Source organism: Streptococcus sp. E24BD (assembly GCF_041807825.1).
Classification (GTDB): Bacteria; Bacillota; Bacilli; order Lactobacillales; family Streptococcaceae; genus Streptococcus; species Streptococcus entericus.
On the sequence record NZ_JBGTZB010000034.1, the window covers coordinates 1 to 20,860 of the forward strand.

The 20,860-nt window shown below is 46.1% G+C and carries 14 protein-coding genes and 1 pseudogene; 7 read left to right on the forward strand and 8 right to left on the reverse strand.

Going from position 1 to position 20,860, the window contains the following annotated elements; all coding sequences use genetic code 11:
* Positions 1-464 (reverse strand): annotated as a pseudogene (locus ACERC5_RS08215) (ABC transporter ATP-binding protein); the annotation flags it as partial.
* A gap of 282 nt (positions 465-746) precedes the next feature.
* Here ACERC5_RS08215 and ACERC5_RS08220 point away from each other — a divergent pair.
* The 5 genes from ACERC5_RS08220 to mutY all read left to right on the forward strand — a co-directional run bounded on the left by ACERC5_RS08220 (position 747) and on the right by mutY (position 8,812).
* The gene (locus tag ACERC5_RS08220; RefSeq protein WP_373660557.1) at positions 747-2,354 is read left to right on the forward strand and encodes an alpha-glucosidase; all 1,608 of its coding nucleotides are present in this window, start codon (positions 747-749) and stop codon (positions 2,352-2,354) included.
* A 68-nt stretch (positions 2,355-2,422) separates the two neighbouring features.
* Positions 2,423-3,439, forward strand: a complete 1,017-nt coding sequence (locus ACERC5_RS08225; RefSeq protein WP_373660551.1) for a LacI family DNA-binding transcriptional regulator — start codon at positions 2,423-2,425, stop codon at positions 3,437-3,439.
* A 310-nt stretch (positions 3,440-3,749) separates the two neighbouring features.
* Positions 3,750-5,261 carry a 4-alpha-glucanotransferase gene (gene malQ, locus ACERC5_RS08230; RefSeq protein ID WP_373659556.1) on the forward strand — a complete coding sequence of 504 codons (1,512 nt, stop codon included), beginning with the start codon at positions 3,750-3,752 and terminating at the stop codon, positions 5,259-5,261.
* Positions 5,254-7,512, forward strand: a complete 2,259-nt coding sequence (gene glgP, locus ACERC5_RS08235; protein WP_373660552.1) for a glycogen/starch/alpha-glucan family phosphorylase — start codon at positions 5,254-5,256, stop codon at positions 7,510-7,512. The genes malQ and glgP overlap by 8 nt, the downstream gene beginning before the upstream one ends.
* A 148-nt stretch (positions 7,513-7,660) precedes the next feature.
* Positions 7,661-8,812, forward strand: a complete 1,152-nt coding sequence (gene mutY, locus ACERC5_RS08240) for an A/G-specific adenine glycosylase (protein WP_373659551.1) — start codon at positions 7,661-7,663, stop codon at positions 8,810-8,812.
* Between the two features lie 25 nt (positions 8,813-8,837).
* Here the strand turns inward: mutY and trxA are convergent, their stop codons facing one another.
* The 7 genes from trxA to ACERC5_RS08275 form a co-directional block, all read right to left on the reverse strand.
* The gene (gene trxA, locus ACERC5_RS08245; protein ID WP_373659553.1) at positions 8,838-9,152 is read right to left on the reverse strand and encodes a thioredoxin; all 315 of its coding nucleotides are present in this window, start codon (positions 9,150-9,152) and stop codon (positions 8,838-8,840) included.
* Positions 9,153-9,464: 312 nt separating this feature from the next.
* Complete coding sequence (locus ACERC5_RS08250) at positions 9,465-11,795, reverse strand: endonuclease MutS2 (protein ID WP_373660553.1); 2,331 nt, start codon at positions 11,793-11,795, stop codon at positions 9,465-9,467.
* A gap of 528 nt (positions 11,796-12,323) precedes the next feature.
* Positions 12,324-13,067, reverse strand: a complete 744-nt coding sequence (locus ACERC5_RS08255) for an ABC transporter permease (RefSeq protein WP_373659612.1) — start codon at positions 13,065-13,067, stop codon at positions 12,324-12,326.
* Complete coding sequence (locus tag ACERC5_RS08260) at positions 13,060-13,884, reverse strand: ABC transporter ATP-binding protein (RefSeq protein WP_373659618.1); 825 nt, start codon at positions 13,882-13,884, stop codon at positions 13,060-13,062. Before ACERC5_RS08260 ends, ACERC5_RS08255 begins: the two co-directional genes overlap by 8 nt.
* A gap of 228 nt (positions 13,885-14,112) precedes the next feature.
* Positions 14,113-15,897: an ABC transporter ATP-binding protein gene (locus tag ACERC5_RS08265; RefSeq protein WP_373660554.1), complete on the reverse strand. Its 1,785-nt coding sequence runs from the start codon at positions 15,895-15,897 to the stop codon at positions 14,113-14,115.
* Position 15,898: 1 nt separating this feature from the next.
* The gene (locus tag ACERC5_RS08270; protein ID WP_373660555.1) at positions 15,899-17,605 is read right to left on the reverse strand and encodes an ABC transporter ATP-binding protein; all 1,707 of its coding nucleotides are present in this window, start codon (positions 17,603-17,605) and stop codon (positions 15,899-15,901) included.
* The gene (locus ACERC5_RS08275; protein WP_373659615.1) at positions 17,598-18,047 is read right to left on the reverse strand and encodes a MarR family winged helix-turn-helix transcriptional regulator; all 450 of its coding nucleotides are present in this window, start codon (positions 18,045-18,047) and stop codon (positions 17,598-17,600) included. Before ACERC5_RS08275 ends, ACERC5_RS08270 begins: the two co-directional genes overlap by 8 nt.
* Positions 18,048-18,227: 180 nt before the next feature.
* Here ACERC5_RS08275 and ACERC5_RS08280 point away from each other — a divergent pair, with 180 nt between their 5' ends.
* Both ACERC5_RS08280 and galU read left to right on the forward strand, forming a co-directional pair.
* On the forward strand, positions 18,228-19,244 hold the full coding sequence (locus ACERC5_RS08280; RefSeq protein ID WP_373660556.1) for an NAD(P)H-dependent glycerol-3-phosphate dehydrogenase: 1,017 nt from the start codon (positions 18,228-18,230) through the stop codon (positions 19,242-19,244).
* A 386-nt stretch (positions 19,245-19,630) separates the two neighbouring features.
* Positions 19,631-20,536: a UTP--glucose-1-phosphate uridylyltransferase GalU gene (gene galU, locus ACERC5_RS08285; RefSeq protein WP_373659617.1), complete on the forward strand. Its 906-nt coding sequence runs from the start codon at positions 19,631-19,633 to the stop codon at positions 20,534-20,536.
* Positions 20,537-20,860 lie beyond the last annotated feature (324 nt).

The following is a 20,860-nucleotide window of genomic DNA, read 5'->3' on the forward strand; positions in this document are numbered from 1 at the left end:
GCATCCAAGTTTGACAGAGGCTCATCCATCAAGAATACTTTGGCATCACGGACAATCGCACGGCCCATCGCCACACGTTGGCGTTGACCACCAGAGAGGTCAGCTGGTTTACGTTGGAGGAAGTCAGTCAGAGCTAGAATCTCAGCTGCTTCACGCACTCGACGGTCGATATCAGCCTTGTCGTACTTGCGCAACTTGAGCCCGAAAGCCATGTTGTCATAGACCGTCATGTGTGGGTAAAGCGCATAGTTCTGGAAAACCATGGCGATATCGCGGTCTTTTGGCTCGATGTCATTCATCAACTCATCATCAATGTAGAACTCACCCTCAGTGATGTCCTCAAGTCCTGCAATCATGCGAAGAGTGGTCGACTTACCACAACCTGATGGTCCAACAAAGACGATGAACTCCTTGTCCTTGATGTCCAAATCAAAGTCCTCAACAGAGTAGAAGTCACTGTTTGGGTNGTCATTCCTTCTTTCTTCTTTTTATCTGAATTGTTGCGGTAACGGGGCATTACAGTATTAAACAGATAATGATACCTCTATTATGCAACCGCTTGCTCAAAATGTCAAGTAGTTTTTTGAAAAAATTAAAAAAAAATTTAGTTCCGAATTAACCCTTACAACTCTTCTTTGTCACTTAGGAACTAACTCTTTCACGCAACCGTTTGCTTAATTGGCAAAAAAAAGTTATAATGGCATCAAATGATAATTTAAAGGAGACCTTTCATGACAGAAAATCTTATGACTGAACGCTGGTGGCACCGTGCCACTGTTTATCAGATCTATCCCAAGAGCTTTATGGACAGTAACGGTGATGGTATCGGTGACTTACCGGGTATCATCAGTAAGTTAGATTACCTAAAAGAGCTTGGCATCACCGCCATTTGGCTCTCACCTGTTTACCAAAGTCCCATGGACGATAATGGGTATGATATTTCTGACTACGAAGCCATTGCAGCAGAATTTGGTAGCATGGCGGACATGGAAGAACTTTTTTCTGAAGCCAAAAAACGTAGTATTCGCATTATTATGGATTTGGTGGTCAACCATACCTCCGATGAGCACGCTTGGTTTGTGACAGCCCGTCAGCAACCAGATAGTCCTGAGCACGACTTTTACATCTGGGCAAATGAGCCAAATGAACTGAGTTCAGTTTTTGGCGGTTCTGCGTGGGCTTATGACGAGCAAACTCAAGCCTACTACCTCCACTTCTTCAGTCGTAAGCAACCTGACCTCAATTGGGAAAACCCCGTATTGCGTCAAAAGATTTACCAGATGATGCAGTTTTGGATTGACAAGGGCATTTCAGGTTTTCGGATGGACGTCATCGACATGATTGGCAAAGTCCCTGACCAACTCATTGGCAACAACGGTCCCAAGCTCCATGACTATTTGCAGGAAATGCACCAAGCCTGCCTGACCGACCCAGACTTACTGACAGTAGGAGAAACCTGGGGCGCCAATCCTGAACGGGCGAAACTCTACTCTGCACCAGACCGCAAGGAGCTGTCCATGGTCTTCCAGTTTGAACACATCGGTCTCCAGCACGAAACAGATAAAGACAAGTGGCATTATACCAAACTTGATGTCCCTAAACTAAAAACCGTTCTGTCACGTTGGCAAACCGAGTTGCCTGTCGGACAGGGGTGGAACTCGCTTTTTTGGAACAATCACGACCTGCCACGTATCCTCTCTATCTGGGGAGATACGGGCACTTACCGTGAAAAATCAGCTAAAGCCTTCGCTATCTTGCTTCATCTGATGCGGGGAACACCTTACATCTATCAGGGGGAAGAGATTGGAATGACGAATTTCCCATTCACAACTGTTGACCAGCTCAACGACATCGAAAGCCTCAACTACCTGACAGAAGCTAGACAGGCTGGCCAGGCAAATGACGTTACCCTTGACCAGATTCGCATGATTGGTCGTGACAATGCCCGCACGCCAATGCAGTGGACAGCTGGGCAACAGGCTGGCTTCACCACAGGGCAGCCCTGGCTACCTATCAACCCTAACCACCAGACCATCAACGTCGCTCAGGCACTGGCGGATAAGCAGTCGATCTTTTACACCTACCAACAGCTGGTTCGCTTGCGCCTAGAGGCTGACTGGCTGATTTACGGCGATTACAACCTCCTCGATACGCCTGATCAAGTCTTCGCCTATACTCGTCAATGGCAGAGCAGTACCTATCTTGTGGTCGTTAACCTCTCTGATCAGGTTCAGCACCTCTCGCTACCTGCTGGCATCGATGAGCTTATTATCACCAACACTGTTCTCCCTGAAGACCTCGACCAGATGAAACTGGAGGCTTGGGACGCATTCTGCTTGAAACTAATCTCTTAATAGCTGAACCAAATGGTTGCATTACCCCTCTCAAATAAGGTAAAATAAGCATCAGGAGGTTCATGATTATGGTAACAATTAAGGATGTGGCAAAGAGGGCTGGTGTAAATGCTTCGACAGTCAGCCGAGTCTTGAAAGACAGCTCTGCTATTTCTCAAATAACAAAAGAACGTGTGCGCCAAGCGATGGACGATTTGGGGTATGTGCCCAATCGGGCCGCCCAGATGCTGGCAAGCGGACTGACTCAGTGTGTGGGGGTTGTTTTGCCACCGCTGACCACCCCTGATCGGGTTAGCGAACCCTTTTTCATGGAAATTTTGACGGCAATAAACGATCAAGCCAAACAACAGGGCTTTACGGTGTCGATTGCCACCAGTAATTCCGTTGAAGATTTAGCTGAACAGGTGAAACTGATGTACCGCCAAAAAAGAGCTGATGGGTTTTTAATCCTATACTCTGAAAAAGATGACCCTGTTCAACATTATTTAAGCAGCCATAACATTCCATTTGTGGTTGTCGGAACACCGATAGAGGCAAATCCAAACTTAATTTCGATTGACAATGACAACCAATTGATGGGGGAAGAGGCTGTTAAACACCTTCAACGCAAAGGACACAAAAAACTATTGTTTGTCACAGATGATTTAACGAGCCGTGTCTGTCTTGACCGTTACCGAGGCTACCAGCAGGCTATTGAGCAACTCGATTTGCCAGTTCAACCCATCTTGCTCTTTGACCGGAAAGATCCAGCAACCTTAGATTTGCTCATTGAAACGATACAGAGAGAAAAAATCACAGGTCTGATTGTCATCGGTGATTTGCTCTCTATCCGAGTCATTCAGTTTCTATCCTTCTATGGTTTGCGTGTTCCGGATGATCTTTCCTTAATTTCCTTCAATAACTCGATTTTTTCAAAAATGCTTCATCCCTACTTAACAACGTTTGACATCAATGTTGCCCAACTCGGACAAACAAGTCTCATCCGCTTGCTAGATATTATCGAGGATAGGCAACAACCGTCAACAGAAGTCATTGTCCCCTTTAATCTAAAGGAAAGGGAAAGTGTTCGAGACCTGTATCGCTAACGTCTTGTCCCTGAAACAAGAGATAAAACGTTTCTGCTACCACTGCGGCTGATGTGCTTACTCAACCAATCCGCCGCATAAGCAGAGTGAGAAAAATAAGCACATAAAATCCGGTTTGAGGCAGGCGAGGCGAGTAAGTGACGCTGCCTCAACCAGTTAAACGAGCTATAAAAAGAAGTCACCGTTGTCACTTATCGGTGATTTCTTTTGGTAACAATCGCTAATTTTTCTTAAGATTTTTAAGAAAAGACTTGACTTACGCAATCGGTTGCGTTAGACTAGACTTATCATGACTAAAGGAGAACTTATGATGGACAAACGTGCAAGCGGTGTTTTAATGCACATTACTTCTTTGCCTAGTCCTTACGGTGTGGGGACCTTCGGGCAGGCTGCTCATGATTTTGTGGACTTCCTTGTAGAGACCAAGCAGACCTATTGGCAGATTTTACCTCTGACCACGACAAGCTACGGTGACTCCCCTTATCAGTCCTTTTCAGCCATCGCTGGGAACACGCACCTGATTGATCTTGACCTGTTGGCAGCTGAGGGCTGGTTGGAAAAAGCTGACTATGCTGATGCTCACTTTGGCGATAATCCTTCTCGGGTTGATTATGCGCAAATTTTTGAAGCTCGTCGTCCGATTCTAGAAAAAGCTGTGCAAGCCTTTCTCGCAGATGACAAGGTCACATCAGTCTATCAAGCCTTTCTAGAAGAACAGGCATCTTGGTTACCTGACTATGCAGAGTTTATGGCTCTGAAAGAGCATTTTGGCAATCGTGCCTTGCAAGAATGGGAGGATAGCTCTGCTATTTTACGGGAAGAAAGTAGCCTGAACCGCTATCGTGAAGAGCTGGCAGATGTTATCGCCTACCATCAGGCGACGCAGTATTTCTTTTTCAGCCAATGGGCCAGGCTAAAGGCTTATGCTAATGAACACCACATCAGCATCATCGGGGATATGCCGATTTATGTATCTGCGGATAGCGTAGAGGTTTGGACACAACCAGAATTGTTTAAGTTGGATGAGGCACGCCGTCCCCTCTTTCTAGCAGGTTGCCCAGCCGACGATTTCAGCACGGATGGTCAGCTCTGGGGCAATCCGATTTACGACTGGGCGACGCATGAAGCAACCCACTATGCTTGGTGGATTTACCGCATTCGTGAGAGCTTTAAGCTCTATGATTATTTACGGATTGATCACTTCAAAGGTTTCTCAGACTATTGGGAAATCGATGGAGATGGTGAAACCGCCAATGATGGCAAGTGGCATCCGGGTCCTAACTATGCCCTCTTTGCTGCTGTAAAAGAAGCATTGGGAGACAATTTACCCATCATCGCTGAAGATTTGGGTTATATCGACGACCGTGCGAAGAAACTCCTCGCAGACTGTGGTTTCCCAGGCATGAAAATCCTGCAATTTGGCTTTTTCGACACAACTGGGCAAAGCATAGACAGCCCACATCGTTGCATTGCGCATAGCCTTGCTTATACAGGTACTCATGACAACGAAGTGGTCAACGGCTGGTACGACAACCTAACTCAAGAGCAAAAAGACTATGTTAACAGCTACATCAACCGTCGCGATGAGGAGAACATCAGTCGCGCCATGCTTCGCACGCTATTTGCGACCGTTAGCAATACAGCCATTGCCAGCATGCAAGATATTCTCGATCTACCGGCTGATAGCAGAATGAACTTGCCGTCAACCGTTGGTGGCAACTGGGAATGGCGGATGTTGCCAGAAGAGTTAACCCCTGAACACAAAGAGTTTTTGAAAAAGATCACACTATTGTATCAACGAGGTAATGAACAGAATGACTAATTTTACAAGCTATATCAAGAACAAAACTGCACAAGAGCTACAACAATTGTCTGACAAGGACATTTACACCCATTTGCTCAACTACGTCAAAGACATGAGCAAGGACTTGCCTAAAAACGATGGCAAGCGTAAGGTCTACTACATCTCAGCCGAGTTTCTCATCGGAAAACTCCTGTCCAACAACCTAATTAACCTAGGTATCTACGACAGTATCAAAGCTGAACTAGCAGCCGCTGGCAAATCCATCAGCGCCATCGAAGACATCGAGCCAGAACCATCGCTTGGTAACGGCGGCTTGGGTCGCTTGGCCTCTTGCTTTATCGATTCTATCTCAACACTTGGCATTAACGGTGAGGGCGTTGGTCTCAACTACCACTGCGGGCTCTTCCAACAAGTCTTTAAGGATAATCAACAAGATGCACAACCAAACTTCTGGATTGAGGATGACAGCTGGTTAATCCCAACCGATATCAGCTATGAGGTGCCATTTGCTAACTTTACCCTGACGTCAACCCTCAAACGCATGGCTGTTCTGGGCTATAAAAAAGAGACCAAGAATTACCTCAATCTCTTTGACATTAAACAAGTTGACACTGACCTCATCACTGATGGCATCAGCTTTGACAAGACAGCTATCCAAAAGAACCTAACGCTCTTTCTCTATCCTGATGATTCTGATAAAAATGGAGAACTGCTCCGCATTTACCAGCAATATTTCATGGTGTCAAATGCTGCCCAACTCTTGATTGACGAGGCGATTGAGCGCGGTTCAAATCTGCACGATTTGCCAGACTACACTTACGTACAAATCAACGACACGCACCCATCCTTGGTGATTCCAGAGCTGATTCGTCTCTTGACAGACAAGCATGGCTTTGACATGGACGAGGCAATTACTGTCGTGTCACAAATGGTCGGCTACACCAACCACACCATCTTGGCAGAAGCCTTGGAAAAATGGCCACTGAGCTTCCTAGATGAGGTTGTGCCACACTTGGTGCCAATCATCAAGGAACTTGATACACGTGTCAAAGCTAAGTACGCTGATCCAGCCGTCGCTATCATCGATGAGACCGACCGTGTTCACATGGCACACATGGATATTCACTACTCAACTTCTGTCAACGGTGTGGCAGCGCTCCATACAGAGATTCTCAAAGCAAGTGAACTCAAGGCTTTCTACGACCTTTATCCTGAGAAATTCAACAACAAGACCAACGGCATCACCTTCCGTCGCTGGTTAGAGTTTGCCAACCAACCTTTGGCTGCTTACATCAAAGAACTGATTGGTGATGGGTACTTGACCGATGCCACAGCCTTGGAAAAATTAGTGGCTTTCGCTGATGATACTACGGTTCAAGAGCGTTTAGCAGACATCAAATTCCAAAACAAGTTGGCACTTAAAGCCTACCTCAAAGCCAACAAGGGCATCGATTTAGACGAACACTCCATCATCGATACACAAATCAAACGATTCCATGAATACAAGCGCCAACAGATGAATGCCCTCTACGTGATTCATAAATACTTGGACATCAAGGCTGGCAACCATCCTGCGCGTAAGCTGACGGTCATCTTCGGTGGTAAGGCTGCGCCTGCTTACACCATTGCTCAGGATATTATCCACCTGATTCTCTGCTTGTCTGAGTTGATTAACAATGACCCTGAGGTCAGCCCTTACCTCAACATCCATCTGGTAGAGAACTACAACGTCTCTGTGGCTGAAAAACTGATTCCTGCTACCGATATCTCAGAGCAAATTTCTCTGGCATCTAAAGAAGCGTCTGGTACAGGCAACATGAAGTTCATGCTCAACGGTGCCCTAACACTAGGTACCATGGACGGGGCTAATGTTGAAATTGCAGAACTGGCTGGTCAGGACAACATCTACACCTTTGGTCAAGACAGTGATACCATCATTGACCTCTATGATAAGGCTGGCTATGTGTCACGTGACTATTACGTTGACGAGGCTATTCAACCGTTGGTTGACTTTATCGTCAGCGATGAGTTGATGGCTCTGGGCAGCCCAGATCGCCTCAACCGCCTCTACCAAGAACTACTGAACAAAGACTGGTTCATGACTTTGATTGACCTGAAGGACTATATTGCCACCAAAGAGCAAGTTCTAGCTGACTACGAAGACCAAGCAGCTTGGAACAAGAAAGTCATCCACAACATCGCCAAAGCAGGATTCTTCTCATCTGACCGTACCATTCAACAATACTATGATGAGATTTGGTCACGGTAGTTAAGAGAAGGTCGTGTCTCTCTAGCTTACACATAGTAATCCCCTAACATCATCTGATGTCAGGGGATTTTATTACCAACAAATTTGAGCTTTTCCAGTTCAGCTAATCTTATTTACCCGCATCGTCAATTTATGGTACAATAAACCCATGTTAAATTTGAACGATTACGGCATCCAGATGTGGGACGAAGACAAGATTGCTGCCTTTCGTCGCACTCTGCTTGCTTGGTACGACCGTGAAAAACGTGACCTCCCCTGGCGTCGAACAACAGATCCCTACAAGATTTGGGTATCTGAAATCATGCTTCAGCAGACCCAAGTCGTGACGGTTATCCCCTACTACGAGCGCTTCTTAGAGTGGTTTCCTACCATCGCTGATTTGGCTGCAGCACCAGAAGATAAGCTGCTCAAAGCTTGGGAGGGGCTTGGCTACTACTCGCGCGTGCGAAATATGCAGGCAGCAGCACAGCAAGTCATGACTGACTTTGGTGGGCGATTTCCCAACACCCACGAGAGCATCAGCTCTCTCAAGGGCATCGGTCCCTATACCGCTGGCGCTATTTCAAGCATTGCCTTTGGTCTGCCTGAGCCTGCTGTAGATGGCAACGTCATGCGGGTACTAGCCAGACTCTTTGAAGTTGACTACGACATCGGCGATCCAAAAAATCGCAAGATCTTTCAAGCCCTGATGGAAATCCTCATCGACCCTGACCGTCCCGGTGATTTCAATCAAGCCTTTATGGACTTGGGGACTGACATCGAGCATGCTAAAACCCCGCGACCTGACGAGAGCCCCATACGAGCCTTCAATGCTGCCTACCTCAACGGCACCTACGACCGCTACCCCATCAAGGCACCCAAGAAAAAGCCTGTCCCTCTGCACCTAACCGCCTTTGTTATCAGAGATGGTAAGGGGCGCTATCTCCTCGAAAAGAATACTGACAGCGGCTTGCTTTCAGGCTTCTGGTCTTTTCCGCTCTTGTCGGCTAAGCCAATAGCAGAGCAGTTAGACCTTTTTACTCAGTCCACATCATCTCAACTGATGACCCAACCTGACCTGACCAGCTTTGAGAAAGATTACGGTTTGACCCCCGTCTGGTGCGAACAGACCTTCCCAGCAGTTACCCATGTCTTTAGCCACCGTAAATGGCATGTGACCTTGGTCGCAGGGCAGGTCAGCTCTGCCATGTCCCCAAAAAATAAAGAAACCGCCTGGGTGCACCCAGATGATTTTGAAACTTACCCTTTTGCCACACCGCAGAAAAAACTGTGGACGGCCTATCAGCACGAAAAAAACTGACCTCAATGGATCAGTTTTTCTGCTATTAGCTCAACTCAGCAACGATGGCCTTAAGCTGTTCTTTGGTGTGAACACCAGCGACTTGTTTAACCACCTGACCGTCTTTTTTGAACAAGAGGGTCGGAATACTCATGATGCCAAATTTTTGAGCAGTTGCAGGGTTTTGGTCAACATCGATTTTGACGATTTTCAACTCATCTTCTGACAATTCTTCAGATAGTTGATCAAGAATCGGTGCTTGCATCAAACAAGGACCGCACCAAGTCGCCCAAAAATCAACCAAAACTAGACCCTTGCTAGTTTCTGCTTCAAACGTTGCATCTGTCACAATATGTGCCATAAAAATAGCCTCCTTACGATTTATGAGACCATTATACCGTAAAAAAAGTATTTTTGCTAAAATTTGCTACGAAGAAGCTGGCTCATCAAACAATCTGAAGAATAGATGCCCCTGTCTTGCTTTTTCTGTATTAGTCCCCTGTAGTGCGGGCAGCATTCACTATCATAAACGTCCGACAAAAACTGTAACATAAGGAATAGGCATACACTATCAGATTGGCTGCGGTTTCCCAACGACCAGAGCAATCTTGACGAATCTCCGATGATCTCAACGCTAAAAAGAACTTCCAAAACCAAGTGGAAGTTCTCTTTTTTAGCCCAAGACCACAATCGTACAGCCACTGCCTCCAGCATTTTGCGGGGCATAGCCGAAGCTCTTGACATGCTTATTGCGACGGAGGTACTTGGTAACTGCTTCACGAATGACCCCTGTTCCGATACCATGGACGATGTCCACTTGCGCCATATTGTTGAGCAGCGCTTGGTCGATAAACTCGTCCAGTTCCAGCATGGCCTCTTCATAGCGTTTGCCACGGAGGTCTAGGCGGGCTGAAGGGTCGCGCCCAGAGACTTTCTTGGTGACGGTGACTGGTTTTTTCTTAGACTGTTCCATGCTATCCGCGCGAACGAGGTTGAACTCGTCTTCCTTGAGGGTCATCTTAATCAGCCCGATTTGAGCCTCCCAGCGACCGTCCTTGAGCTGGCTAATCAACGTCCCTCGTTGCCCATAAGCCCGAACGATGATGTCATCACCGACCCGTGCTGCCCGCGCCTTCTTAGCCTTCTTGAGCACCTTGTTCTTAGAGAGATCGACAGGCGGCGCTAGATTCTTGAGTTGCCCCTTAGCCTCGATGACCTCATGAGGCTTGAGTTGACTTTTCTCGTGGAGGTTTTTGAGAATGCTGTCGCTTTCTGCCAGAGCAAGTTCAACCATCTCACGCACCTCAGCTTGTGCTTTTTCCAGCTCCTTGTCTCTGGCATGAGAAAATTCATTATAGAGCTTCTTAACAGCACGGTTGAATTTGAGGTTCTCCTGCTCCACCTCTCGGATATGGTCAAGACGACGACGGGTTTCTAGCGTTTGCCGTTCCAGTTCTTCAATGATGCGGTTCACATCACTATCCGTAGCTGTCATGCCTTGAGCCTCAGCAACGATGACCTCAGCTAGTCCCAAACGTCTGGCAATATCAAAGGCGTTTGATCGCCCAGGTACTCCTTGGAGAAACTTATAGGTCGGGCTAAGGGTATTGATGTCAAATTCCATGCTGGCATTTTCCACAAAGGCTGTCTCGATACCGTAGACCTTCAGTTCTGGGTAGTGGGTGGTGGCCATGGTCTTCACTTGTGATAACCTCAAGTGTTCTAAGATAGCCATGGCCAAACTAGCCCCCTCCTGAGGGTCAGTTCCAGCTCCCAACTCGTCAAAGAGAACCAAGCTGTCTGCGTCAGCTTTTTCCAATACCGACACGATGGTCGTCATGTGGCTAGAGAAGGTTGAGAGGCTCTGCTCAATCGACTGCTCGTCACCGATATCTGCGAAAATCTGAGTAAAGACCGCGACCCGACTGCCCTCATCTGCTAAAATCGGCAGGCCTGACTGGGCCATGAGTTGGGCAAGGCCTAAGGTCTTGAGCATGATGGTCTTACCACCAGTGTTTGGTCCTGTGATGACGATAGCGGTCAGGCTGTCCTCAAAATGGAGGTCGTTGCCGACAGGATTGGTCAAAAGAGGATGGCGCAACCCCAGCAGGCGGATGGTCTTATCCCCAGATAGCTTGGGAATGCTGGCTTTTTTGTCCATCATGTAGAGGTACTTGGCGCGAATCAAATCCAGCTGACCAATGACCCAAGCATTATTGCGCAAGGCTCTGGTTTGAGGACGTACCATATCTGATAGTTGATGCAAAATCCGTGCCAATTCATGACGTTCATCTGCCCGCAACTGAGTCAGGGTCTCGTTGAGCTCAACGACTGCCCGCGGCTCGATATAGACCGTGTTACCCGATGATGAGATGTCATGAACGACACCGGCCACGCGATTGCGGTAGCTATTTTTGACAGGGAGTACCGAGCGGCCATTACGGCTGGCAATCAGCTGTTCGCTTAGCATGTCGCCTTGCTTTTTAAGCACATCTTGTAACACCTGACGAATCTTGGCTTCATTGTCCGTCAGTTGACGGCGAATACTGGTCAATTCTGGGCTAGCAAAGCTCTCAATAAATCCTGCATCATTGATGGCCTGTAGGCTCCCTTGTAGATTAGGAAATTGTTCCAACTTGTCAAAGAGATTGGCTAGGGCAGTCAGATTAACATTATCCAAATCCGCATAGAACCTTCCCAATTCTGCGGTTATCTGTAAAATACGTTTGATTTGAATAAATTCATCAACATTCAGGTCACCATCTAGTTCCAACCGACGTAGACTGTCGGAGGCATCCCTGGCTGACCCAGTTGCAAACTGGTGCTGCTGAACAAATAGTTGCGCCATATCAGCTAACTCGACAAAGCGCTGTTCAATCTTTTCTCGCTTGGTCAAAGGGGCAAGCTCTTGCAAGAGGTCATGCCCTTGCTCCGTCTGCAAATAAGGTTCAAAACCCGCCTTGACTTTATCAAATTCTAACTGGTCTAAAATCTTGTTATTCATGTTTACCATTATATCATACTTGTCTATGAGTTTGACCTATTTGACGGAAATGTCTTAGCTAAGAGGAATCTTGTCGCCCATTTTTCTCAGTCTATAAATCTTTTGTTTATCTTCTCAACTCAATGTCATAAAAAAAGCACCCTAAAGTTAGATTTTTTCTGTCTAACTTTAGGGTGCGGTTTATTGTAAGTGGGTTCTAACTTATTGAAAGACTATCCTTTCAATAAGTAGGCACCAATAAATCCAACGATAACACCTGAAGCAAGTAGAACCATATAAACTCCTTCCTAAGATTAATTATTCAATTACAACATATGGCATCAATAAATTATTTGCAATACAAATAGATACCAATAGCAACGCCAATAATAAATACGCCCATAAACTTCTCTCCTTTCCTCTAGAGTTATAACTTTTTTAATTAAATTCTTTATCTCCTCATTGGAAATAAAGGATCCAACCAATACCTACAAGCATGATATACATCGTAATCTCCTTCCTACTTTATTAATACCAAGCAACTAGTTCCTAGACAACTTTGAATATCTTTTTTAACTGAACTACTTGCCTTGAAACAGATAGCTTTTCCTTAGTCCCAATCCGTCTTAACACAAGATAAGACAGGAGTGATAATCCTAAAACCCAAATCACTAAACTCATCATAGAATACCTGTCTAGATTAATTGTGAGGTCTCGAGACAAGTCTGAAAAAGCTCCAAAAAATGTATAAGACAACACTCTATCGATTTTTTGGCTAGCTTGAGCCAAAATAGGTCCAAGCGATAGGAATAACATGACAGGCATGCTATTAATCTGAGCCTGAGTTTGGGTCTCCGATAAAAAACCAATAATCACATTGATCAGAACTACAGCTAATGCAGTCAACAAGCTGATAACAAGATAAGACATCACGTGAGCACCAAGTTGGACCTTGGATAAGATAGGCAATAACATAATATTAATTGCTGTCAATAACATGGGATAAAACAGTACCGATAAGAGGTATTCTCCTTGGCCAACACCACTCAAAAGGAGAGTTGATAGATTCCTTTTTTCTTTCTCTTCCGCAATCATACTCGATACCGTTGTCCCACTTGACATTGACAAGCCCAAGGGTAGGGTCATAAATAATACCTGAATACCTTCAGCTTTCAAGACAAAACGGTAAAGTGCTAGTAGCAAATAAGGAAACAAAAATTGAATTAATAGATTTTTATTCGTTATCAAAATCTGTGTCCGTAGCCAGATAAGGGCTAATAGTCGTCTAATCATGAAGTTGTTCTCCTGTCAATGCGATAAAAATGTCTGCCAAATTTGGTTCACAAGAATGAACCGAAAAAGCGGTCTCTAAGTCACTAGGTTGTACATCGGAAAAAGTCAATAGCCGTTCATTGCCGACATTATCAATAATTTTTAATTGCTTTGTTGTGGTGTATCTCCGAATTAATTCATCTGGACGACCCGATTCAACCAACTGCCCACGATGGAGTAGAGCGATTCTATTGCATAAAAGACTTGCCTCTGCCATGTCATGTGTGGTTAGAAAGATGGTTGTACCTTGCTCCCTTAACTCTTCTAATAACTTATGGATTTTCATTGAAGTCGCAGGATCTAAACCACTAGTAGGCTCATCCAAAAAAAGAAGTCGTGGTCTGTTAATTAAGGCTCTAGCCAAAAATAGCCGTTGCTTCATACCAGTAGATAAGCGTTCAGCCACCGTGTGCCGACAATCGTAAAGTCCAACCTGCTGGAGTAGGTCATCAACCCTCTCCTTTCCAACACCATAAAACTTAGCATAGGCCTGCATATTCTTATAAAGCGTCAGTTTTTCAAAAAAACCACTCTGATCACTCACAATGCCTAAGGCTTCAAAGTCGGCTGGTTCCAGTTCCCTAGAAGATTTTCCTAACAAATAACTCTCACCACTGTCAGAAAGTAACTGGTTGGTCAAAATCCTAATCAAAGTTGTCTTCCCCGAACCAGATGGTCCAAGAAAACCAAAAATTGTTCCTTCTTCTACTGTAAAACTAATCTGCGATAGAGCTACGTTCTCACCAAATGCCTTGGACACTTTAGAGACTTGAATCATATCTGTCATCTCTTTTCTCCTTTGAAGTGTTCTAATAACTTATTCGTAACTGATTGGAAAAAATCAACTTTTATTTTTAACATTTTGTTGATTGCTAACTTGAATAACTGCCATCAATATACCTACTAGTCCTTGAACAAATTATCTTACTTAAATATTCGTTAAAAATCTGTATTCATTTTCAATTTTTTCAGACAAAAAACTCCCGCCAAGAGAGAGTTTTTTGTCTTATTCAAACACAAACTGGTTGTGGTAGAGTTCGGCATAAAAGCCATTTTGTCTAAGGAGTTCACGATGGTTGCCCCGCTCCAGCACCTCACCATCCTTGAGGACGATGATCTCGTCTGCTTTCAAGATGGTCTTGAGACGGTGGGCGATGACAAAGCTGGTCCGCCCTGCTACCACTGCCTCCATGGCCTGTTGAATCTTGCTCTCGGTCACCGTATCGACGTTTGAGGTTGCCTCATCAAGGATGAGCACCTGCGGATTGGTCAAGAGAGTTCGTGCGATAGAAATCAGCTGCTTTTGCCCTGTCGAGAAGACATTTTCATCATCGGTCACGTAAGTCTCATAGCCATCTGGCAGGCTCATGATAAAGTCATGGATATGGGTGGCACGAGCAGCGGTCTCCACCATCTCCTGACTGACACCTTCTGCCCCAAAGAGGATATTGTCTGCGATGGTGCCTGAGAAGAGCACCGACTCCTGCAAGACGATACCGACCTTGCTGCGGAGGCTATCCAAATCATAGTCTCGGATATCACGTCCATCAAAGCGAATGCTGCCACTATCCACATCGTAGAAACGGTTCATGAGGTTCATGATGGTGGTCTTGCCAGAGCCCGTCGGCCCAACGACCGCTACCATCTTGCCCTTAGGCGCAGAGATAGACACCCCTTTGAGGACAGGCTTGTCTGGCACATAGCTAAAGTTGATATTGTCGATCTCGACACCTTGGCTCAATTCGGTAAATAGCGGCGCTTTATCAGGACGGACTTCCTCTTCTTGGTCAAACATCTCCTGAATCCGATGAGCTCCTGTAAAGGCCAGCTGCAACTCCGCCCAGCTGGAAGCAATCTGCATCATGGGCTGGTAGTACTGCTGCGAATACTGGACAAAGGTCACCACCAAGCCCAGCGCTGTTGCCGTGGTCAAGCTCGTATCGTCCAAGACCATCGAAGAACCGATGAAAATCACAATCGCCGTATTGACCAAGCTCATGCCATTCATGACAGGAAAGAGCAAACCACCAAAAAGACGTCCTTTGAAGGTGGTGCGACGCACCTCTTCATTCAAGGTCAAGAAGCCGTCGATGGTCTCTTGCTGAATGCCTTGGACGATGATGGCCTTTTGCCCTGAAATCTTCTCGTCCATATAGGCATTGAGCTTGCTGACAGCCGCCTGCTGGAGATTGCTGTACTTGCGGGCTAGGCGGATGATGACAACCAGAAAGAGCAGGGCCACAGGCGTTGACGCCACCGTCAACCAAGCCAAACGTGTATCTTGGCGGAACATCATCCAGACCATCCCCACATAGAGAGCAGCGTTGGACACCACTTGGGTCAAGGACTGGTTAAAGGCATTCTGGATATTGTCCAAATCACTGGTAAAGCGAGATAGAATGTCCCCGTCCTTGTGGGTATCGAAAAATTGAATGGTCAAGCGTTCTAACTTGCCAAACAGCCCCTTGCGCATACGGTTGGTCGAGTGCGCCACGATGCGGGTAAAGAGCAGGCTGTAGACCAAGTTGGCCACAACGGTGAAGAGATAGGCTTGAAAGAGCAGGCCCATGACCCCATTAAAGGTTCCCATATCGGGATTGAAATTGGCAATACCTGTCTGCTTAGCGACCATGTATTGCTGCGCCAACTCCCCCAGAGCACCTAGCGCCTCACCGATGAGGACAGGCGTTTTGACCTGCAAGTAGGTCGCCAGCACCACTGCCGCAAAAATCACTGCAAAGGAAAGTTTATAGCGTTTGAAATAAAACCAGAAAAAACGTGCTGTCTTCATCTTAGTCCTCCTGTCCTTTCTGCGTCTCGTAGATCTCACGGTAAACAACATTTGATTGCACCAATTCGGCATGGGTTCCTTGACCAATCAAGCGCCCCTCATCCAGCACCAAAATCTTGTCCGCGCGAACCACAGAAGAAATCTTCTGGGCGATGATGACTGTGGTCGTACCTTTGAGATCGTGGTTAAGGGCTTCCTGCACCAGCTTTTCAGACTTGGCGTCAAGAGCTGATGTGGAGTCATCCAAGACCAAGATTTTCGGCTGACCAATTACCCCACGAGCGATGGACATGCGCTGCTTTTGCCCACCTGAGAAGTTGTTGCCCCGCTCTTCGACTTGGCTCTCATAGCGGTCATCCATGCGGTCGATAAATTCTTTGGCTTGGGCAATGCTAGCCGCACGGTTCAGAGCGTCTAGGTCGGCACCCATCTTCCCTTGCCGCAGATTATCCGCGATAGTGCCTGAAAAGAGAATCGCCTTTTGCAGGACAATCGATACCGTCTCTCTTAGGGTATTTTGGCTAAGCGTCTTGATGTCCTTGCCACCGATGAAGATTGTCCCCTCCTGCGGGTCAAAAAGACGTGGAATCATCTGAGCTAGAGTAGACTTACCAGCTCCAGTCGCTCCGACCACCCCGACCATCTGTCCTGCTTCAATAGTAAAGGAAATCTCCTTGAGCATGGGTTCGGTATCATGTGGGTAGGTAAAGCTCACCTTGTCAAGGACGATACTACCAGTCAAGTCCTCATCTGATCCGTTCATAAATGTCATAGCAGGCTCTGTATCGAGTACCTCACCAATCCGCTTGATAGAAATAGCTGCCCGACTAGCCTGCATACCCATAAAGCTCGCCATGATGATGGAAAACATGATCTGCATAAGGTAACTCATGAAAGAAGCAATTCCACCGACTACTTTAGGCTCGGTCTCTACCATCCCTGATACCAAATAAATAGACACAAAAACCGCCATATAAGAAATAAACATTAATAGGGGTTGCATCACTGAAAAACCATACCCGATGAAGAGGTTTAGCCCTAAAAGCTCATTAGAGGTTTCTTTGAATTTGGTGTATTGGTTCTTTTCCTGAACAAAGGATTTGACCACCCGAGCGCCACGTAGATTTTCCTTAGCGATACGGTTAATCGTATCCATCAAGGATTGGAATTTCCCAAAGCTAGGCGCCATTTGGCTCATCACGACGGCCATAATCGCACCAATCAAGATAATCATCACGATGATCATCCACCAGAGGTCAGGCATGGTTTTGACCGCCATGATAAAAGCACCGATAAAGAGTAAAGGCACCCGCATGAGCACTGTGAAAGTCATCATCATCAAGTTCTGGATTTGGTTGATATCATTGGTCAAACGAACGACCAAATTCCCGGCGTTAAAGGTCTCGATGTTGGCATAGGAAAAGCTCTGAATCTTACGAAAGGCTTCCTCCCCAATATCCGCAGACACGCCTTGAGCGATTTTAGACGCCAGAGCCGTGTTGATAGCTCCTGCTAAGAGCCCAATCCCTGCAATCGTTAGAAGCCAAACACCGACTTCTGATATTTTTTCTTGGTCATTCATCAAGACAGCCTCTAGGACATCTTGCAAATAGCTGGGCTGCAAGAGACTGCTGATAACCACGGTGGACACCATAAGCACAGAACCTAGGGCGTACCATTTGTAGCGTAAAATAGCGCGTTTAAGCATCTTTTCCTCCTGTATAAGCGGTGATATTTTCTGTCAACTGATGGAGCACCTGATGAAGGACCGCAAAGTCTTGACTGGAAATTCCTTTGAAAATCGACTGCCGCATTTCCTCACGAAAAGTGGTCAAAGGCTGGATTTTTTCTCGTCCCAAGTCGGTCAACAGCACCTGCTTGTAGCGCCGATCAGACACCGACGGTACAATCTCGATAAAGCCATTTTTGACCATGCGCTTGACGAGATTACTAGCCACAGATTTGGAAATCTTCAACTCCTGCTCGATGTCTTTGACAAAAATTTCCTGCTTGTCCCTGCGACTGAGAAACATGAGCACATGCCCTTGTGGACCAGCCAAATGCTCGATGCCGTTTTCCCTTGCCATCTCCTCACAGATAGTCTCTAGTCTATGCAAAATCAGACGAATATCTGATAGTGGATGTCCCATATCACCCTCCATTAGTTTTCATAGAAACTATTTTAGTTCTTATGAGGACTATTGTCAAGGGAAAAAGCTTGTTTTCTTGTAATTTTCAAGATGTTTTCACAAAACCAAGAGATACAGTAGGTGATAGGAAAAGTATTAAACTTATGATATAATGGAAAAAACAGCTTTTTAGGAGGTCGTATGGACAAACAAACCATCGCCGTCTTAGGACCGGGTTCATGGGGAACCGCCCTGGCTCAGGTACTCAATGATAACGGTCACACCGTCCGTCTCTGGGGCAATATCCCTGCTCAGATTGACGAGATTAATACCCACCATACCAATAACCATTATTTCAAGGACATTGTACTGGATGAGAATATTGTCGCCTACACTGACTTGGCAGGAACTTTGGCAGGTGTTGATGCAGTGCTCTTTGTTGTGCCAACCAAAGTTACGCGTTTGGTTGCCAAACAAGTCGCAGCCGTTCTTGATCATAAGGTTATCGTTATGCACGCTTCAAAAGGTCTTGAACCTGGCACTCACGAGCGCCTATCTACTATCTTGGAGGAAGAAATCCCAGAGACCCTTCGCAGTGAAATTGTCGTCGTCTCAGGACCTAGTCACGCTGAAGAAACCATTGTTCGGGACATCACCCTCATCACCACTGCATCTAAAGACTTGACTGCTGCCAAGTATGCGCAAGAGCTCTTTAGCAACCACTACTTCCGCCTCTACACCAATACGGATGTCATCGGTGTTGAGACAGCTGGTGCCCTCAAAAACATCATCGCTGTTGGTGCTGGCGTTCTTCATGGTCTCGGTTTTGGGGACAATGCTAAAGCCGCTATTATTACACGGGGCCTGGCAGAAATAACCCGTCTCGGTGTCAAGTTGGGGGCAAATCCCCTGACCTACAGCGGTTTATCAGGAGTAGGAGACTTGATTGTCACAGGAACATCCGTTCATTCCCGTAACTGGCGAGCAGGTGATGCGCTAGGGCGTGGTGAAAAACTCGCTGATATCGAAGCCAATATGGGTATGGTCATCGAAGGCTTATCAACAACAAAGGTCGCCTACGAAATTGCTCAAGAGCTCGGTGTCTATATGCCCATCACTACTGCTATTTATCAGGCCATCTACGAGAATGCCCCAATCAAGGAAACAGTCCTAAACATGATGTCAAACGAGTTTCGTTCCGAGGACGAGTGGGCTTGACACTCATCGTTAGTCCTCAACTTAGACAGAATCTGGACAAATGTTCCAGTCCCTCTGTTTTAGTGACGCAGTACTTGGGAGCAAACTTGTGATTTGTTTTGTCAGCACTAGAGTTGCCCCTGTACAAACTCATTAAGCAATGTAACGCCATAAGCCACTGCTGGTTGTTTCGATCCCCATGAGACTTGACGACTTGGCATCATCAGTGGCTAGGTAATCATTTGATAGGTTAATTTAAGTAGTTAACAGCCCTCACAGCTGCAACCTCAAACAGTTGGCTTTTAACTAATTGAATTACACCTAAGTGAGCTAACCCTTCATCGACCTCTCATAAATTTATCGATTGAGCCCAACTTTCATTTTCAAAAACAAAAAGGAGAACCATCATGAAAAAAGTCAGAAAGGCTATTATCCCAGCCGCTGGTCTAGGAACACGCTTCCTCCCTGCCACCAAGGCGCTTGCCAAGGAAATGTTGCCCATCGTGGACAAGCCAACCATCCAGTTCATCGTTGAAGAGGCCTTAAAATCAGGTATCGAAGACATCCTAGTGGTGACTGGTAAGTCCAAGCGCTCTATCGAGGATCACTTCGACTCAAACTTTGAGCTAGAGTATAACCTCAAAGCAAAAGGCAAGCATGACTTGCTTAAATTGGTAGACGAAACAACAGGTATTCGCCTGCACTTTATCCGTCAGAGCCACCCACGCGGTCTTGGAGATGCGGTCTTGCAAGCCAAAGCCTTTGTTGGCAACGAACCCTTTGTGGTCATGCTAGGGGATGACCTCATGGACATTACTGACGAGACTGCTCTGCCATTGACCAAACAGTTAATCAACGACTATGAGAATACCCATGCTTCAACCATCGCCGTCATGCAGGTGCCGCATGAAGAGGTGTCAGCTTATGGCGTCATCGCCCCTCACGGCGAGAGTGTCCACGGTCTTTACAGCGTTGATACCTTTGTCGAGAAGCCAAAGCCTGAGGAGGCCCCATCTGATTTGGCCATCATCGGTCGGTACCTCTTGACCCCAGAGATTTTTGACCTACTAGAAAAACAAGAACCCGGGGCTGGTGGCGAAGTGCAACTAACAGATGCTATCGATGCCTTAAACAAGACTCAGCGGGTCTTTGCTCGTGTCTTTACAGGCAAACGGTATGATGTCGGTGACAAGTTTGGTTTTATGACGACCTCTATCGACTACGCCCTTAAACACCCTCAAGTTAAAGATCAACTCAAAGACTATATCATCAAACTCGGTAAAGAGCTAGCTAGTGACAGCAGTGCCGAGTAAACGAGAAAAAGTTTAACCTCAACTGCCAAAATGAAACGAAATAAAACACTCCTGTTGACATCTAGTACACTAGAAACAAGGAGTGTTTTTTTATAGTCTTTAACAGATGATAAACCGTTATGGACTGACAAGTTAATTCTCTAGTAACCGCGCGATAACAGCGTGATCAAAGACATCAAGCATAATCATTTTAGTTATCGATAAATTGTAAAATATAGTGCAACAAAAAAACTCATAGCGTTTCTGTCGTGTAAACTGTACGTAACCACACTACCAGAACACGAGGAAACCTATGAGCTACTCCCATGAACCATAAAAGAGCGA

Bases quoted from the DNA above. Each gene is read 5' to 3' on its own strand.
- ACERC5_RS08220 (WP_373660557.1), top strand. From the start codon at position 747: ATGACTGAACGCTGGTGGCACCGTGCCACTGTTTATCAGATCTATCCC.
- ACERC5_RS08225 (WP_373660551.1), top strand. From the start codon at position 2,423: ATGGTAACAATTAAGGATGTGGCAAAGAGGGCTGGTGTAAATGCTTCG.
- malQ (WP_373659556.1), top strand. From the start codon at position 3,750: ATGGACAAACGTGCAAGCGGTGTTTTAATGCACATTACTTCTTTGCCT.
- glgP (WP_373660552.1), top strand. From the start codon at position 5,254: ATGACTAATTTTACAAGCTATATCAAGAACAAAACTGCACAAGAGCTA.
- mutY (WP_373659551.1), top strand. From the start codon at position 7,661: ATGTTAAATTTGAACGATTACGGCATCCAGATGTGGGACGAAGACAAG.
- trxA (WP_373659553.1), bottom strand. From the start codon at position 9,152: ATGGCACATATTGTGACAGATGCAACGTTTGAAGCAGAAACTAGCAAG.
- ACERC5_RS08250 (WP_373660553.1), bottom strand. From the start codon at position 11,795: ATGAATAACAAGATTTTAGACCAGTTAGAATTTGATAAAGTCAAGGCG.
- ACERC5_RS08255 (WP_373659612.1), bottom strand. From the start codon at position 13,067: ATGATTAGACGACTATTAGCCCTTATCTGGCTACGGACACAGATTTTG.
- ACERC5_RS08260 (WP_373659618.1), bottom strand. From the start codon at position 13,884: ATGATTCAAGTCTCTAAAGTGTCCAAGGCATTTGGTGAGAACGTAGCT.
- ACERC5_RS08265 (WP_373660554.1), bottom strand. From the start codon at position 15,897: ATGAAGACAGCACGTTTTTTCTGGTTTTATTTCAAACGCTATAAACTT.
- ACERC5_RS08270 (WP_373660555.1), bottom strand. From the start codon at position 17,605: ATGCTTAAACGCGCTATTTTACGCTACAAATGGTACGCCCTAGGTTCT.
- ACERC5_RS08275 (WP_373659615.1), bottom strand. From the start codon at position 18,047: ATGGGACATCCACTATCAGATATTCGTCTGATTTTGCATAGACTAGAG.
- ACERC5_RS08280 (WP_373660556.1), top strand. From the start codon at position 18,228: ATGGACAAACAAACCATCGCCGTCTTAGGACCGGGTTCATGGGGAACC.
- galU (WP_373659617.1), top strand. From the start codon at position 19,631: ATGAAAAAAGTCAGAAAGGCTATTATCCCAGCCGCTGGTCTAGGAACA.